13 protein-coding genes are annotated in these 15,118 nt (G+C 72.6%); 10 read left to right on the top strand and 3 right to left on the bottom strand.

Going from position 1 to position 15,118, the window contains the following annotated elements:
- Nucleotides 1-729, top strand: coding sequence for an ABC transporter ATP-binding protein (locus QFZ71_RS25010; protein WP_307670405.1), 729 nt, complete (start codon nt 1-3; stop codon nt 727-729).
- A 148-nt stretch (nt 730-877) separates the two neighbouring features.
- On the opposite strand, the gene QFZ71_RS25005 is transcribed toward QFZ71_RS25010, so the two are convergent.
- The gene (locus QFZ71_RS25005) at nt 878-2,101 is read right to left on the bottom strand and encodes an FAD-dependent monooxygenase (RefSeq protein ID WP_307670404.1); all 1,224 of its coding nucleotides are present in this window, start codon (nt 2,099-2,101) and stop codon (nt 878-880) included.
- Nucleotides 2,102-2,435: 334 nt separating this feature from the next.
- Here QFZ71_RS25005 and QFZ71_RS25000 point away from each other — a divergent pair, with 334 nt between their 5' ends.
- The 5 genes from QFZ71_RS25000 (at nt 2,436) to QFZ71_RS24980 (ending at nt 7,560) form a co-directional block, all read left to right on the top strand.
- Nucleotides 2,436-2,777: a PadR family transcriptional regulator gene (locus tag QFZ71_RS25000; protein ID WP_307670403.1), complete on the top strand. Its 342-nt coding sequence runs from the start codon at nt 2,436-2,438 to the stop codon at nt 2,775-2,777.
- Entirely contained in the window at nt 2,774-3,727 is a 954-nt protein-coding gene (locus QFZ71_RS24995; RefSeq protein ID WP_307670402.1) for a hypothetical protein, read from the top strand. Before QFZ71_RS25000 ends, QFZ71_RS24995 begins: the two co-directional genes overlap by 4 nt.
- A 95-nt stretch (nt 3,728-3,822) precedes the next feature.
- Nucleotides 3,823-4,746 (top strand): phosphatase PAP2 family protein, encoded by a 924-nt coding sequence (locus QFZ71_RS24990; protein ID WP_307670401.1) that lies wholly within the window; start codon nt 3,823-3,825, stop codon nt 4,744-4,746.
- Between the two features lie 71 nt (nt 4,747-4,817).
- The gene (locus tag QFZ71_RS24985; RefSeq protein WP_307670400.1) at nt 4,818-5,447 is read left to right on the top strand and encodes an alpha-ketoglutarate-dependent dioxygenase AlkB; all 630 of its coding nucleotides are present in this window, start codon (nt 4,818-4,820) and stop codon (nt 5,445-5,447) included.
- 562 nt (nt 5,448-6,009) lie between these two features.
- Entirely contained in the window at nt 6,010-7,560 is a 1,551-nt protein-coding gene (locus tag QFZ71_RS24980) for an exopolysaccharide biosynthesis polyprenyl glycosylphosphotransferase (protein WP_307670399.1), read from the top strand.
- Nucleotides 7,561-7,631: 71 nt separating this feature from the next.
- On the opposite strand, the gene QFZ71_RS24975 is transcribed toward QFZ71_RS24980, so the two are convergent.
- Nucleotides 7,632-8,615, bottom strand: coding sequence for a GDP-L-fucose synthase (locus QFZ71_RS24975; protein ID WP_307670398.1), 984 nt, complete (start codon nt 8,613-8,615; stop codon nt 7,632-7,634).
- A gap of 114 nt (nt 8,616-8,729) precedes the next feature.
- Here QFZ71_RS24975 and gmd point away from each other — a divergent pair, with 114 nt between their 5' ends.
- The 4 genes from gmd (at nt 8,730) to QFZ71_RS24955 (ending at nt 13,912) form a co-directional block, all read left to right on the top strand.
- Nucleotides 8,730-9,743, top strand: coding sequence for a GDP-mannose 4,6-dehydratase (gene gmd / locus QFZ71_RS24970; protein WP_307670397.1), 1,014 nt, complete (start codon nt 8,730-8,732; stop codon nt 9,741-9,743).
- Between the two features lie 350 nt (nt 9,744-10,093).
- The gene (locus QFZ71_RS24965; RefSeq protein ID WP_307670396.1) at nt 10,094-12,352 is read left to right on the top strand and encodes a LamG domain-containing protein; all 2,259 of its coding nucleotides are present in this window, start codon (nt 10,094-10,096) and stop codon (nt 12,350-12,352) included.
- Nucleotides 12,353-12,356: 4 nt separating this feature from the next.
- Nucleotides 12,357-13,076 carry a hypothetical protein gene (locus tag QFZ71_RS24960; RefSeq protein ID WP_307670395.1) on the top strand — a complete coding sequence of 240 codons (720 nt, stop codon included), beginning with the start codon at nt 12,357-12,359 and terminating at the stop codon, nt 13,074-13,076.
- Nucleotides 13,073-13,912, top strand: a complete 840-nt coding sequence (locus QFZ71_RS24955; protein WP_307670394.1) for a glycosyltransferase family 2 protein — start codon at nt 13,073-13,075, stop codon at nt 13,910-13,912. The genes QFZ71_RS24960 and QFZ71_RS24955 overlap by 4 nt, the downstream gene beginning before the upstream one ends.
- A 12-nt stretch (nt 13,913-13,924) precedes the next feature.
- Here QFZ71_RS24955 and QFZ71_RS24950 read toward each other — a convergent pair whose 3' ends face one another.
- Nucleotides 13,925-15,088 carry a glycosyltransferase gene (locus QFZ71_RS24950; RefSeq protein WP_307670393.1) on the bottom strand — a complete coding sequence of 388 codons (1,164 nt, stop codon included), beginning with the start codon at nt 15,086-15,088 and terminating at the stop codon, nt 13,925-13,927.
- Nucleotides 15,089-15,118: the final 30 nt, after the last annotated feature.

The following is a 15,118-nucleotide window of genomic DNA, read 5'->3' as shown; positions in this document are numbered from 1 at the left end:
ATGCTCGAACTCACCGGCCTGACCGCCGGCTACCACGGCGGCACCGTTCTCCACGGCCTGGACCTGTCGGTCGCCGCCGGTACGGTCCACGCCGTCGTCGGCCACAACGGCGCGGGCAAGACCACGCTCGTCCACACCGTCGCCGGGCTGATGCGCCCGAGCGCCGGAACGGTACGCCTCGACGGCCGCGAGGTGACCGGGCAGCCGGCGCACCGGATCGCGCGGGCCGGGATCGGGCTCGTGCCACAGGGGCGGCGGGTGTTCGCCGGGCTCACGGTGGAGGAGCACCTGCGGCTGTCCCACCGCCCGCCGCGCCGGGGCGACACCTCCCGCCCCAGCGTATGGACCCCTGCGCGGGTTCTGGAGTTGCTGCCCCGCCTGGGCGAACGGCGGGGCAGCCGGGGCAAGGATCTGTCCGGCGGCGAGCAGCAGATGCTGGCGCTGGCCCGCGCGCTGCTCGGCTCGCCGCGGGTGCTGCTGCTCGACGAACCGACGGAGGGCCTCGCGCCCGTGCTCGTACGGCAGGTGCACGATCTGGTGGCGACGCTGGCGGCCGAGGGTCTCGCCGTCCTGCTGGTCTCCCCCAGCCCCGCGCAGGCCGTCGAGCGCGCCCGCACCCTCACGGTCCTCACCTCGGGACGGATGACGCTGCGCCTGGCCGGTGAGGACGCCCGCGCCGACGCCACCGCGCTGCACACCGCCCTGGAACTGACGGCGACGGGAGCCTGAGGAGCGGGCAAGCGGCAGGACGGCCGCGACACGGGGACGGGGCGGACGGCGACGGGCACGCGCCCCTGCCCGCCACCCACTCCCGCCTTCCTCCCTACCCGGCGCTCCCGCCCTTCCTCCCTACCCGGCCTTCCTCCCTACCAGGCCTTCATGCCTGCCCGGCCTTCATACTGTGTCCGCCGAAGCCGCTGCGCCGGTCGGAGCCGCTGTTCTGCTCCTGCCACCACGCGTCGAAGCCGGGCCGGTCCATGACGGTCCAGTCGGGCGTGTTCCCGACCTGCGCGTCGCCCATCCGGCGGGCGAGCGCGACCATGGCGGAGCCGACGGGGCCGCGCGCGGCGTCGTAGCGCTCCAGAACCTCCGTCCAGTCGTCGCCCGCCGTCCAGGCGGCCTCCAGGGCGGTGGCGTCCTGGAGCGCCTTCACGCTGCCGCCGCCGATGTGCGGCCGGGCGACGCTGGCGGCGTCGCCGACGAGGGCCATGCGGCCCGAGGTGTAGTGCGGCACCTCCAGGTCGTAGATGGGCTGGATGAAGGTGGTCTCGGCGGGGGTGCCGAGCACTCGGGCGGCCCAGTACGGCGGGAAGTTGTCGGCGACCAGGGCACGAAGCCGCTCGGTGAGCTGGGAGGTGAGGCGGCCCGGCGGCAGGGAGGTGGGGGTGCTGAGGTCGGGGTGGAGGCCGTCCGCCTCCGGGGGAGCGGTGTAGAGCACCCAGTTGAGCCGGTGCCCGCCGAGGCCGTCCGGGATGCGGTAGATCATGCAGTGGCCGCCGGGAAAGACGATGTTGTGCGCGTCGAGGCCGTCCGAAGGAAGGCCCGCGACCTCGGACGACGTCCCGCGCCAGCCGATGTATCCGGCGTACGTGGCGTCCGCGCCGGGAAACATGGCCTCACGGACGACGGAGCGGTACCCGTCCGCCCCGATCACGGCGTCGAAGCGCTCCTCGTACCCGTCCGCGAGCCGCAGCGTCACGCCGTCGGCGTCGGGTTCCAGCCCGGCGACCACCGCGCCGGACCGGTAGGAGACCCCCTCGGGCACCCGGCGGCGCAGCTCGCTCCAGAGCGAGCCCCAGCTGTAGGCGCGGAAGGGGAACGGCTGCTCGCCGACGACCCGTCCGTGGCCCGCCTCGCCGTCGCGCACGCTCCACACCCGCCGGGTCAGCGGTGCCCAGGGCATCTCGGGCGCCACGTATCCGGCTTCCCGCAGCTCCTCGTACCGGTCGCCGTGGAGGGCGATCCCCACCCCTCGGTCGCGGAGCCGGTCATCCGCACGCTCCAGAACGGTGATCCGCTCGGCCCCGCCGCGGGAAGCGGCGAGAGCCGCCGCGCATCCCGCGATGCTGCCGCCGACCACGGCGATGCTGCCTCCACGCACGACTGCCACTCCACTCACTCGGTGTTCCGGGCGTTCCGGCCGCCGGCGGGAACGCGATGTCCGCAACGGCTCGAACGAGCGAATTCCCGCTGTTCCAGCGGCTGTTGAGCCGTGATCGATGATCAGGACCCGAGCGTGATCCTATCGGTGAGCACCGCCGTGCGGGCCGCTCGCGCCCGCGGCCCGCACGGGGTCGCCGAGCCGCGGGCGGCGCGGCCGCCTTCGGAGAACCGGCCGACCGGGAGCGGGTGACGCCCGCCGCGGGCGCGGAGGCGCTGACGGCCATCACCCATGGCCGACAGATATACTCCGTGTCTCGATATATGCTCGCCCCATGACCAGACAGAGCCCGCCCTTGACGGAACCGCAGTACTTCATCCTTGCCGCGCTCATGGATGGCCCGTTGCACGGCTACGGCATCATCAAGGCTGCTGAACGGGCCACCGACGGGCGGCTCCGGATCGCCGTCGGCACTCTCTACGGCGCGCTGGAGCGGATGGAGCGGGCCGGGCTGGTGGCCGCCGGCCATGAGGAGATCGTGGACGGGCGGGCGCGGCGCTACTACCGGCTCACCGAGGACGGCACCGAGGCGGTCGGCCGGGAGGCGCTGCGGATGCAGCAGGCGGCGGCCGTCGTCATCGGACACGCGCGGAATGCCGGAGCGGCCCCGGCATGAATCGTCTGCTGCTTGCCGCCTACCCCGAGCCCTACCGTTCCCGGCAGGGAGAGGAGGTGCTGGCCTGCCTGTCCGAGGCGTATCCCGGCCGCTCCCGGCCCCCGCTGCGGGAAGTCACCGCCCTGGTGCGCGCCGGACTGCGGGCCCGCGCCCGCGCCGTGGCCGACGACCCGGCCCGGCCGTGGTGGCTGGACGGCATCCATCTGGCCGCCCTGACCCTCGCCGCGCTGGCGTTGGTTCCGTACTTGCAGGATGTGTGGCACTGGGCCCTGCGCATCGATCCCGGAGAGCACGCCATCGCCTTCCGGTTCTCCGGCTGGTACCCGTGGGCCGAAGGTCCCACGCAGATCCGGCTGCTGCCCTACGGGCTGCTCCCGCTGGGCTGCCTGATCGCCCTGCTGCGCGGCAGACCGTGGATCGCGCTGCCGGCCGCGGCGGCCATGATCTGGGCCGGCGCCACGTCCCACGGCCGCACCCTCTTCGGCGACGAGGGCAAGGCGGGCCTGGGGTACTACGGTCTCGGCGCCCCGATAGCCGCCCGTGACCTGGTGCTGTCGGGGGCGCTGTGCGCCGCGTGCGCCGTGCTGGCACTCTGCCGTCCCAGCCGTCTGCGACGCCGCTCGTACCGCTGGCTGGCCCCCGTGGCGCTCGCCATGTTCGTGGCCGGGGGCCTGCACATCATCGCCGTCAGTCCGGCTTTCCAGCGCGGCCTGTTCGTCCTCGAAGTCACCGCGCTGATCGCCGCGTGGGTGGCGACGGCCGCCACCGGCGACCACCGGTGGCTGATCCCCGTCGCAACGTGCGCGCTCGTGCGCGTGCAGGCGATCGTCGTCCGGCCCGACGCCTTCATGCGGTCCCTTCCGGACCTGGTCGTCCTCATCCTGCTGGTCGCCCCCCTCCCCGTCCTGGCGATCGCCGCCCGGCGCCGGCAGGGGCAGGCGTTCACCTGACAGCGACGGCCCCCGGTGGGCCGCCGAGCCCGGCGGCCCACGTCGTGCCGGAAGGCGTGCGGGACCGCACTCCCCCGACGGAAGAAACAAGAGCGATGATTCAGCACGATTCCCTGTCCCTGCCCGCGCACCGGCCGGTGGCCTCGGGACAGGACCCCGTGGCCCCCGACGAGCCCGGCCCGCCGTGTACGGCACGGCCGTGGATGCCGGCCCTGCTGTACACCCTGGGGTTCCTGACGGTCTACCTGCTCGCCGTCTGCACCCCGTGGGGGCAGCGAGCGGAGAACGCCCTGTTCCACCTGAGCACCAAGGGGAGCGAAGAAGCGTGGATCTACCCCCTGTCAGGAGCGGCCTACGGCTCGACACCCCTGCCGCCGATGGAACTGAGCGCCAAGCCCACCCTGATGGTGGGCCTGGCCGTCATCGTGGTCCTCACCCTGGCGCGGCGGTGCTGGCGGCAGGGGTGCGCGGCGCTCGGGGTCGTCCTTCTCACGACCGGAGGCAAGGAGGTGCTCAAATCGACCGTCCTGCCCCGCCCCGACCTGGTGGGCGCGCCGGAGAATCTCCTTGATCAAGGTTTCCCCAGCGGGCACACGGCCATCCCCGCCGCGCTGACCCTCGCCGCCGTCCTCGTGGTCTCCCCCCGCGTCCGCCCGTATGTCGCCGCGGTCGGTGTCCTCTGGCTCGCCTGTATCGCCGCCGCCAGTTCGGCCATGGGCGGCCACCGGCCCAGCGAAGTGCTGGGAGCCACACTGTTGGCCTGCGCCTGTTACGGCCTGGCGACCTGGCTGCTGCCGCCGCCCGCCGTACCGGGCACCACGCGGGGCCCCCGTGCGCTCCCCGCCATCACCCTGGCCCTGGCACTGGTCATCGCCCTCGCGTCCGGCGCACGGGACGACTCCCTCATCAGGTCACTGGCCTCCGGGGCGACCGCCTTCGTCTGCGCGGCCCTGGTCCGGCACGCCGCGGCCGGACGGCCCGCACACATCGCGCGGCGCGCCCGCCCCGCACGGCACTGACCACCCGGTCGCAGATCCCGCCCCATCCACACACATTCGAACACCTCTTCGAATAGCGGTACACTCGCCCCATGGCCGTACACCTGCAAAGCTCGCTTTTCGACCAGGAGGCCGAGGTCGCCACCCGCCCCCTGAGCGGCCTGCGGCGCACCGATCTGGGGCAGGGGGCCTGGATCGACGTGCTTCCTCAGTGGCTCCAGGGCGCGGACACGCTGTTCGAGACCCTGGTGCGCGACGTCGCCTGGCGGGCCGAGGAGCGCGTGATGTACGAGCGCGTCGTGGCGGTCCCCCGGCTGCTGGCCTTCTTCGGCCGGCGCGACCCCCTGCCGCATCCGGCGCTGGAGGCCGCCCGCACCGAGCTGGGCAGCCACTACGCGGCCGAGCTGGGCGAACCGTTCACCACCGCGGGGCTGTGCTTCTACCGCGACGGGCGCGACGGGGTCGCCTGGCACGGGGACACCATCGGGCGGGGAAGCACCGAGGACACCATCGTCGCGATCCTCTCGCTGGGCGCCCCGCGGCACCTGGCGCTGCGCCCGCGCCGGCCGGGCCCCGCACCCGTCCGCAGACGGCTCGGCCATGGCGATCTGATCGTCATGGGCGGCAGCTGTCAGCGCACCTGGGAGCACGCCGTACCCAAGACCGCCCGCGCCGTCGGAGCCCGCATCAGCGTGCAGTTCCGGCCCGACGGAGTGCGCTGACACCGAGAACGGCGCTCGTCCCGAGCGCGCCGCCCCCCTCCACCCGCACCGCCGGCCGCACCGGCCCTCGCATCTTTCGCCGCCGACACCACTGTGACGTCGGTAACTATCGGAGCAGCCCCGCCCGTTGGCACCGGGGCGCCGGACCACCGGCGCGCCCGGAGGCGCACGGAGGGCGCACGGCGACGCCGCCGCACCCCGCGCACGGCTTCCGGAAGCGGCGCGAGAGCGCGCGTCCCCGGCCCGGCACACCTCCCCGCCAGGGGGTTCACGCTCTCCCGCCGGGAAGCACCGGAGGCAGAGCCTCCACCACCCACCCGCCGACACCGCCGGGCACAAGCGCTTACCGGCCTGGCGGCCCGTCAGTTTCCTTCCTCGGGTGGCGACATCGGACGGTTACGGACGATCGGAGGAGTCTGGCCGGAGCCGCCTGAACTTCACGAGAACTCCAGCGAAATGGCACGTGTGTGGATATCGTGCACCGAGCGAGGGCGCATCCGTCAGTCCATGGGATCGGCGGATGCGTCCCGTTTGTGGGGGTGCGACTGTGACTGGGGGGTTCATGGGGCATGTCGAAATACCTGATACCGACCTGTCCGGGCCGGTGGGGCTCCGGGGCGCGCCACGCCCTCGGACCGCCTCCCGGAACCGTACGACAGCCGCACTGGAGCGGCAGTTCAGGGATCCGGGGCCTCGGCGCGAGGAGACGGGCCGCGCTCCGGCCCGGCGCGGGTCCGCGACCGGACCGGCGCTCACCTCGCTGACCGAGCTGCTCGGGCTGGCCGGTCCGGCCTGGCTGCTGCTGCGCGCGGGTGACCAACCGCGCCCGGTGGCCGCCGCCGTGACGGCGGGGCTGCTGTGGGCCGGGATGCGCGCGGTGCGGGGGCGGTACGCGGCGGGGCCGGGGACCGAGCCGGGCGGCGCGGTGGAAGCGGTCGGGGACTGGCTCGTCCTGATCGGACTGCTGGCCGTCCTGCACACGGCCGCGGGCAGCCCGGTCGATCCGGCCACGGCGGTCGTGGCCGTCGCGCCGGGGCTGCTCGTCGCCGCCGCGGCGACGGGACTGCGCGCGTGGCCCGGCTCCGCCAGCCGGGGCCGGCGGGTCCGCAGGGTGCTGCTGGTGGGTGGGGCGTCCTGCGTGGAACGGGCCGCCGAACTGCTCGACTCCCGCGCGGATCACGGCTATCAGCTGGTCGCCGCCATACCGGTGGGGCCCGGCCGGCTGGAGCTGGAGGGGGTGCAGGTGCCGGGACGGCTGGCGTCCTGCCCGGCCGACGACGACGTCACGACGGTGCTCGGCGGGGTCTACGCCCACGCGGCGGACCTGGTGCTGGTGGCACCGGGGCCGCAGCTGACCGGGGACCGGCTGCGCCGGCTCGGCTGGGGGCTGCACGACGGGGGCGTCGCCCTGTCGGTGGTCTCGGAACTGCCCGGCGTGGCGGCCGAGCGGGTGCGTCCCGTCACCGCGGCCGGGCTGACCCTGCTGCACATAGCGCCACCCCTGCGCGGAGGCCCGCAAGCGGTGGTGAAGAACGCGCTGGACCGCACCGCCGCCCTGTTCGGGCTGCTGGCGCTGGCTCCGCTGCTCCTGGCGGTGGCGCTGAGCGTACGGGTGTCCTCGCGGGGCCCGGTCTTCCACCGGCAGGTCCGGCAGGGGCGGCACAACCGGCCGTTCACCATGTGGAAGTTCCGCACGATGGTGGCGGACGCGGAGCGCCACAAGGCGCGGCTCGCCGCGGCCAACGAGGTGGACGGACCGCTGTTCAAGATCCGCCGCGACCCTCGGGTGACGCCGGTCGGACGGATGCTGAGGCGGACGTCGATCGACGAACTCCCGCAGCTGATCAATGTGTTGCTGGGTCATATGTCGCTCGTCGGGCCGCGGCCGCCGCTGCCGGAGGAGGCGTCACGCTACGACGAGCGGGAGCATCGCCGGCTCGCGGTGAAGCCGGGGCTCACGGGTCTGTGGCAGGTGAGCGGACGCTCCGACCTGTCCTGGCAGGAGACCGTCTCGCTGGACCTCTGGTACGTCGACAACTGGTCGGTAGCCGCCGACCTGGGACTTCTCGCCCGCACCGTGCGCGCCGTCGCCGACGGCCGCGGGGCGTACTGAGAACAGCGGGCGTGCGGATGCGAGAAGCACCCCCGGCTGGCCGCCGCGAGGCACCTCGCGGCGGCGAACGGTCAGCTTCCGGCGGGAAGCCGGTCGAGCCACCAGGCATAGGTGCGGGCGACGCCGTCGCGCAGCGGGATCTTCGGCGTGAAGCCGAGGGAGGTGAGGCGGGTGGTGTCGAGCAGCTTGCGGGGCGTCCCGTCGGGCTTGGAGGTGTCCCAGGCGATCTCGCCCTGGTACCCCGTCACCTCGCGTACGGTCTCGGCGAGTTCGCGGATCGTGAGGTCCTCGCCGCAGCCGATGTTGACGGGCTCGTCCCCGTCGTACGCCTCCAGCAGACGTACGCAGGCGGCGGCGAGGTCGTCCACGTGCAGGAACTCGCGGCGCGGCGACCCGGAGCCCCACAGGGTCACCTCGGGCGCCCCGTCCCGGCGGGCCTCGTGGAAGCGGCGGATCAGCGCGGGCAGGACGTGCGAGGTCTCCAGGTCGAAGTTGTCGCCGGGGCCGTAGAGATTGGTGGGCATGGCGCTGATGTAGGAGGCGCCGTACTGCCGCCGGTAGGACTGGATCTGGACGATCCCGGCGATCTTGGCGAGGGCGTACGCCTCGTTGGTGGGTTCCAGCTCCCCGGTGAGCAGGGCGTCCTCGCGGATCGGCTGGGGTGCGAGCCGGGGGTAGATGCACGAGGAGCCGAGGAAGAGCAGCCGCTCGGTCCCGGCCGCGTGCGCCCCGGCGATCACGCTGAGCTGGATGCGCAGGTTGTCCTCCAGGAACTGCACGGGATACGTGCTGTTGGCCATGATCCCGCCCACCTTGGCGGCGGCCAGCACCACGACGTCCGGGCGGACCTCCCGCAGATACGTCTCGGTCCGCGCTGCGTCGCGCAGGTCGAGGCGGTCGCGGCCGCGGGTGACCACCTCGTGGCCGTCGTCGGCGAGGCGCCGGGCCACCGCCGAGCCGACGAGACCTCGGTGGCCCGCGACGAATATGCGGGAGCCGGGCCGCAGTAGGGGGCGGGCGGATTCCTGGGTCAGGACGGGGAGTTCGGTCGTCATGGCTCGGATTGTGCCAGCAGAAAGAGGCTGCGGGGATGTTTCGCCGCAGAACGCTTCAATTCCGAAATATCGGAGAACACCGCCGTCGAGGCGATCAGCAGAGAAGGGGGAATCGTGGCGAAGACCGCGCTCATCACCGGGGTGACCGGCCAGGACGGCTCATATCTGGCCGAGTTCCTGCTCGACAAGGGCTACACGGTGCATGGGCTCATACGCCGTTCCTCGAGCTTCAACACCGAGCGGATCGACCACATCTACCAGGGGCCCGAGGAGCCGGAGCGCTCCTTCGTCCTGCACCACGCGGACCTCTCCGACGGTGTGGCGCTGGTGAACCTGCTGCGGGACATCCAGCCCGACGAGGTCTACAACCTGGGCGCGCAGTCGCATGTGCGGGTCTCCTTCGACGCACCGCTGTACACCGGGGACGTCACGGGACTCGGCACCGTCCGGCTCCTGGAGGCGGTACGGGCCAGCGGCATCCACACCCGGATCTACCAGGCGTCCTCCTCCGAGATGTTCGGTGCCAGCCCGCCCCCGCAGAACGAGAGGACGCCGTTCCACCCGCGGAGCCCGTACAGCGTGGCGAAGGTCTACGCCTACTGGGCCACGGTCAACTACCGCGAGGCGTACGACATGTTCGCGGTCAACGGCATCCTCTTCAACCACGAGTCGCCGCGCCGGGGCGAGACCTTCGTGACCCGGAAGATCACCCGCGCCGTCGCCCGCATCCGGGCCGGACTCCAGGACCGGCTGCACCTGGGCAACCTGGACGCGGTCCGGGACTGGGGATACGCGCCGGAGTACGTGGACGCCATGTGGCGGATGCTCCAGTGCGACTCCCCCGACGACTACGTGGTGGCCACCGGTGAGGGCGTCAGCGTCCGGGAGTTCCTGGAGTTCTCCTTCGAGCACGCCGGTCTGGACTGGGCCGAGCACGTGCGGTACGACCCGAAGTACGAACGCCCGAGCGAGGTGGACGCGTTGATCGGCGACGCCTCCAAGGCCGAGGAGCTGCTGGGGTGGAAGCCCGAGGTGAAGTCGCGGGAACTGGCCCGGATCATGGTCGACGCCGACATCCGCCGGCTGGAGGACCAGCTCTCCGGGGCCGCGGTCCGGGTGGACAGATGACCGGGCGCGGCCGTCGCGTGCCCCGTGCCCCCGGCGGCCGGCTCCGTCACCGGGCCCCGATCCCCTTACCGCTGTCACTGGAACGCACGGCCGCCTCCCCCACCGGGTCCGCGGCCACCCCTGGCTCCCGGCCCGGCGCTTCCCGCGCCCGGGTCCGGGAAGAGTTCCGGCGCGACCGCCGACTCCACCGACCCCTCGGTGGAGCTCTCCGCGCCGGCCACGGACGGGGCTCCCGCCCCGTCCACCCACTCGCCCCGACCGGCGACGGGACGCACCGTCCCCGCGGCCGGTCGGGCGGGGCAGCATCCGCGGCCTCCCGGCCGCAGCTCGAATCTCACCTTCGGAGCTGAATGATGAACGGAAGTACGGGGCAGAGAAGCGGAGGACGCGGCCGTGTGCGGGCCGCCTCCCTCGCTCTCGGCCTGCTGGCCGGAGCCCTGACCGCGACCGCGGCCGGGTCCTCTCCGGCGGCGGCGCTGACACCACCGGTCGCCATCACCGCGGACGACCTCACCACCTGGCAGACCAACGGCATCGTCTGGTCGATGGCGGCCGGCGACGGCGTCGTCTACGCGGGCGGCACCTTCTCCACCCTGCGGCCCCCCACCGCGGCCCCCGGCACCGACGAACAGCCCGCGGTGAACTTCGCCGCGTTCGACGCGGCGACCGGGGCGCCCACCGACTGCTCGCTCTCCTTCACCATCTCCTCGGGCACCGCGACCGTCCGCGCCCTGGCGCTCTCCCCGGACGGTGAAACCCTGTACGCGGGCGGCCAGTTCGGCGCCGTCAACGGGGTCGGCGTCAGCAACATCGCGGCGATCGACACCGAGACCTGCACCCCGCGCAACGACTTCAAGATCTCCGTGACGGCGACCGTGCGGGCCCTCGCCGTCACCGACGACACGGTCTACCTGGGCGGCGACTTCACCAGCGTCGGCGGGCAGACCAGGAACAGCTTCGCCGCCGTCACCACCGGAGCCTCCCTGCTGCCCTTCACGGCCAACGCCGACGAGGTCGCACGGGCCGTGGAGGTCACCCCGGACGGACAGCACGTGCTGCTCGGCGGGGACTTCTTCCGGATCAACGGCACCACCACCCACGCCTTGGCCGTGGTCGACGCCACCACCGGTCAGCTGACCAAGGCGTATCCGGGGTTCATCCACAACAACTCCACGGTCCAGGACATCACCACGGACGCCACCGGCTTCTACACCGGCAACGAGGGAACCGGCGGCGGCGTGTTCGACGGACGCATCGCCCTGAACCTGAACACCTTCGAGCAGCGCTGGCGGGACACCTGCCTCGGCGCGACCCAGGCCGTCGCGGTCCACTCCGGTGTGCTCTACAGCGGCAGCCACGCCCACGACTGCTCCAGCATGGGAGCCTTCCCGGACCAGCCGCGCAAGCACCTGCTGGCCCAGTCGGTCGACGACCCGAAGCTGCTGCCCTGGTTCCCGGACACCAACGACGGCATCGGCGAGCCGGTCGGCCCCCGCGTGCTGACCACGGTGAGCGGTGGCGGCCGCGATCACCTGTGGGTGGGCGGCGAGTTCACCACGGTCAACGGCAAGCCGCAGCAGGGGCTGACCCGGTTCGCGGACGGTCCCGACACGGGCGCGCCCTGGGTGCCCAACGTCAGCCTGTCCACCCTGACGTCGGGGCGGATCGACGTGAACTGGCAGACCAGTTTCGACACCGACGACGGGGAGCTGACCTACCGGATCTACAAGGACGGCTCCAGCACCCCGGTCCACACGACGACCGCCTCCTCGGTCTTCTGGGACCGGCCCCAGCTGACCTGGACGGACACCGACGTCGCGCCGGGCGAGACCCACTCGTACCGGATCAGCGCGAGCGACGGGACCAACACCAGCGCCAAGTCCCCGGCCCAGTCCGCCACCGTGGCGAGTTCGACGGAGGCGTACCCGGCCCGTGTCAGGTCCGACGGTGCGAGCCTCTACTGGCGCTACGACGAGGGCACGTCCACGTTCGCGCACGACAGCAGCGACAACCTGAACAACGGCTTCCTGCGCAACGGCCCCGCCTACCGGCAGACCCCGGCGGCGGTCGCCGGGCCTTCGACGGCGATCGGCTTCAACGGCGCCACCGAGTACGCGTACAGCAACCGGCTGCACGCCGCGCCGCCCCGGTTCTCGGTGGAGACCTGGATCAGGACCACCACCACCCGCGGCGGGAAGATCATCGGCTTCGGGAACCTCACCCAGGAGAACAGCACCCGTCACGACAAGCAGGTCTACATGCGCAACGACGGGCGGCTCGTGTTCGGCGTGCAGAGCGGCGGGGCACGCACCGTCACCACCTCGGGCGCCTACAACGACGGCCAGTGGCACCACGTCGTCGCCACCCAGGGGCCCCTGGGGCAGGGGATGACGCTGTACGTCGACGGGCAGGCACGGGCGTCGAACATCCTGGTCTCCGGCAACGAGAACCTCCCCGGCTACTGGCGGGTCGGCGGGGACAGCCTCTCCGGCTGGCCCAGCCGCCCGACCAGCAATTTCTTCGAGGGGCAGATCGACGAGACCGCCGTCTACCCGACCACGCTGAGCGCTTCCCAGGTCAGCGCGCACTACGCACTGAGGAACGGCTGATCTCATGAGGAATCCGTTCCTGGCCTGCGCCGCCGTCGTCCTGACGGCGGCGCTGGCCGCCTGCGGCTCGTCCGCGGACGGGAACGACCCGGAGGCCGCGGGCGCCCGGCGCCCCGCGGCCTCCGGGCCCACCGTCCCCGGCACGCCCGACGGCACCCCCACCCCGCCCTCCGCCGAGCCCACCGGGCCCGACGGGAAGCCGGAGGCCCGGGGGCCCGCCGCTCGTCCGAAGACCCCGTCCGACGCGATCACCCCGGCCACCGGGACCTTCACGAAGAAGCAGAAGGAGTACCTGGCGGACCGGGTGCCGAAGGGCATGGACCCGGCCGCCGTCCTCCAGACCGGCCAGGAGACCTGCGACAAGCTCCGCTACCTGGTCAAGGCCGACCGGGACACCGCCGTCGGGGCCGTCGCCACCGAGGAGATCCCGGACGCCGCGGGCGCGGTCGCCGGGCTCTGCCCCCAGCACCAGGACCTGGTGGACGAGGCGGCGTACGCCTACCCGGACGGCACGCACACCGGGAAGAGTCTCCGGCCGGGCGTCTACCGCTCCGTCTCCCCCACCGCCGACTGCTCCTGGCGGATCGCCGGGGCGGGCGGCGAGGAACTGGCGGCGGACACCTCCGCCACCGGGAAGTCCCGGAAGATCACGATCCCGAAGTCCGCCCGTACGTTCACCTCCACAGGCTGCTACGCCTGGCTGCCCGAAGGAGACCGGGGATGACCTCAGGTACGCCGAAGCTCCCGATAGCCGTGGCGATCCCCACGAAGAACGAGGGGCTGAACATCGCGGAGGCGGTGAGATCCGTGCTCGGCCACTTCGAGGCGGTCGTGGTGGTGGACTCCCACAGCACCGACGACACGGTCAAGATCGCGGAGGAATGCGGGGCCGAGGTGGTCACGTACACCTGGGACGGGGGCCATCCGCGCAAGAAGCAGTGGTGCCTGGAGAACGTCCGCACCGATCTGGACTGGATCCTGCTCCTGGACGGCGACGAGCGGCTCAGCCCCGGCCTGCTGGCCGAACTGCGGCAGACCTTCCGCGATCCGGCGGCCCCGAAGCCGGCCGCGTACGACATACCGCTCGGCTACTGGTTCTCCGGGAAGCGGCTGCGGCACGGATACACCATCCGCAAGCGGTCGTTGACCGACCGGACCCGCTGCCACTACCCGGAGGTCGGGGACCTGGACGCGCCGGGCATCGGTGAGGTGGAGGGCCACTACCAGCCGGTCGCGCCGAGCGTGGGCACGTTCAGCCACCCCATCGAGCACCAGGACCTCGACCCGGTGACCGCCTGGTTCGAGCGCCACAACCGCTACTCGGACTGGGAGGCGTGGCTGGAGCACCACCCCCGGGTCAAGGAGCAGGTGCGTCAGGTCAAGTCCCGTCAGGGGCAGTTGTTCCACAAGGCCCCGTTCAAGCCGGTGGTGTCCTTCGCCTACATGTACCTCTACAAGCGGGGCTTCCTGGATGGCCGGGCGGGTCTGGACTTCGCACTGGCGATGAGCTTCTACCGCTGGCAGATCTCCCTCAAGTCACGTGAGAAGCCCATGCGTTGACCGTACCGCCGGTCACCCCCGCCTCCGGCGGACCACGCCCTCGTAGGTCTGCCGGAGGGTGGCGGTGACGGCCTCGATGGTGAACTGCTCGTTCACCAGCTCCCAGGCGGCCTTGCCCGCCTGCTCGGCGGCCTCCGGCTCCAGCAGTTCCAGGATCGCGTCGGCGACCTTCCGGGCGTTGGCCGCGTCCTCCCCGACCCGGCTGTCGATGACCCGGCCCGCCCCCGCCCCCGCGACGTCCGGGGCCTGCCCGCAGGTGCGGGTGATGACGACCGGGGTGCCGACCGACATCGCCTCCAGCACCGAGACCGGGAAGGGCTCCTCGATCGCGGGCAGCACATACACGTCGGCCTCGCGTCCGGCGGCGAGGACCTCCTCGTGCTCCAGCGGCCCCACGTGGTCCAGGGAGCCGGTGACGCCGAGCTTCCGCGCGAGTGCGAGGGTGCCGTCCAGCGCTCCGGTGTCCGGTCCGGCCAGGACGAAGCGGGCCTCGGGGTGGCGGGCGAGGACGTGCGGCATCGCGGCGATGAAGTCCTCGGGCCGCTTGCGCTCCTGGACGCGGGCGAGGTAGAGCACGGTGGGCGGCCTGCCCGGGTCGCGGGCAGGCTTGCGCTCCTGCGGACGGACGCCGTTGACCAGCCGTACGGTGCGGGTGAGCGGGACGGGGGCGGCGACGGCGTTCACGTCGACCCGCTCCATCTCGGTGAGGTGCAGGACGGCGTCCGCCTCGCGCAGCACCTTGCGGACCCCGAGCACGTCGGTGAGCTGGGCGGCCCTCTTCTCGGTGGGATCGATCATGCCGTGGGTCTGGACGACCAGGGGCGTTCGGGACGCGAGGGCGAGGAGCGCCGCGGGGAGCGTCACCAGGTCGCGCATCAGGTGGACGTGGACGAGGTCCGCGCCGCGCATCATGCGGTACGCCGTGCGCAGGAGGGAGGCGGAGGTGATCCCGCTGACCTCGAACATCGGGAGCACGTGCCGGGCCTGGAAGAGATGGACCGGAACTCCCTCGACCTGGCCGGGCAGTTCGCCGTCCGGGAAGTCGTCCGCGAGCGCCATGACACGGGCGTCATCGCCGTTCGCCCGCTGGACCTTGGTGAGATTGAACGCCACCCGCGTCGGGCCGCCGAAGGCGTGGTCCGGGGTGTGGAGCGTGACGATGTGCAGAATCTTCACCAGAGTTCCCCTCAACTGCGGCCATGTATG

It is taken from the genome of Streptomyces sp. V2I9 (assembly GCF_030817475.1).
Classification (GTDB): Bacteria; Actinomycetota; Actinomycetes; order Streptomycetales; family Streptomycetaceae; genus Streptomyces.
This window is presented reverse-complemented; position numbering and strand designations above follow the sequence as displayed.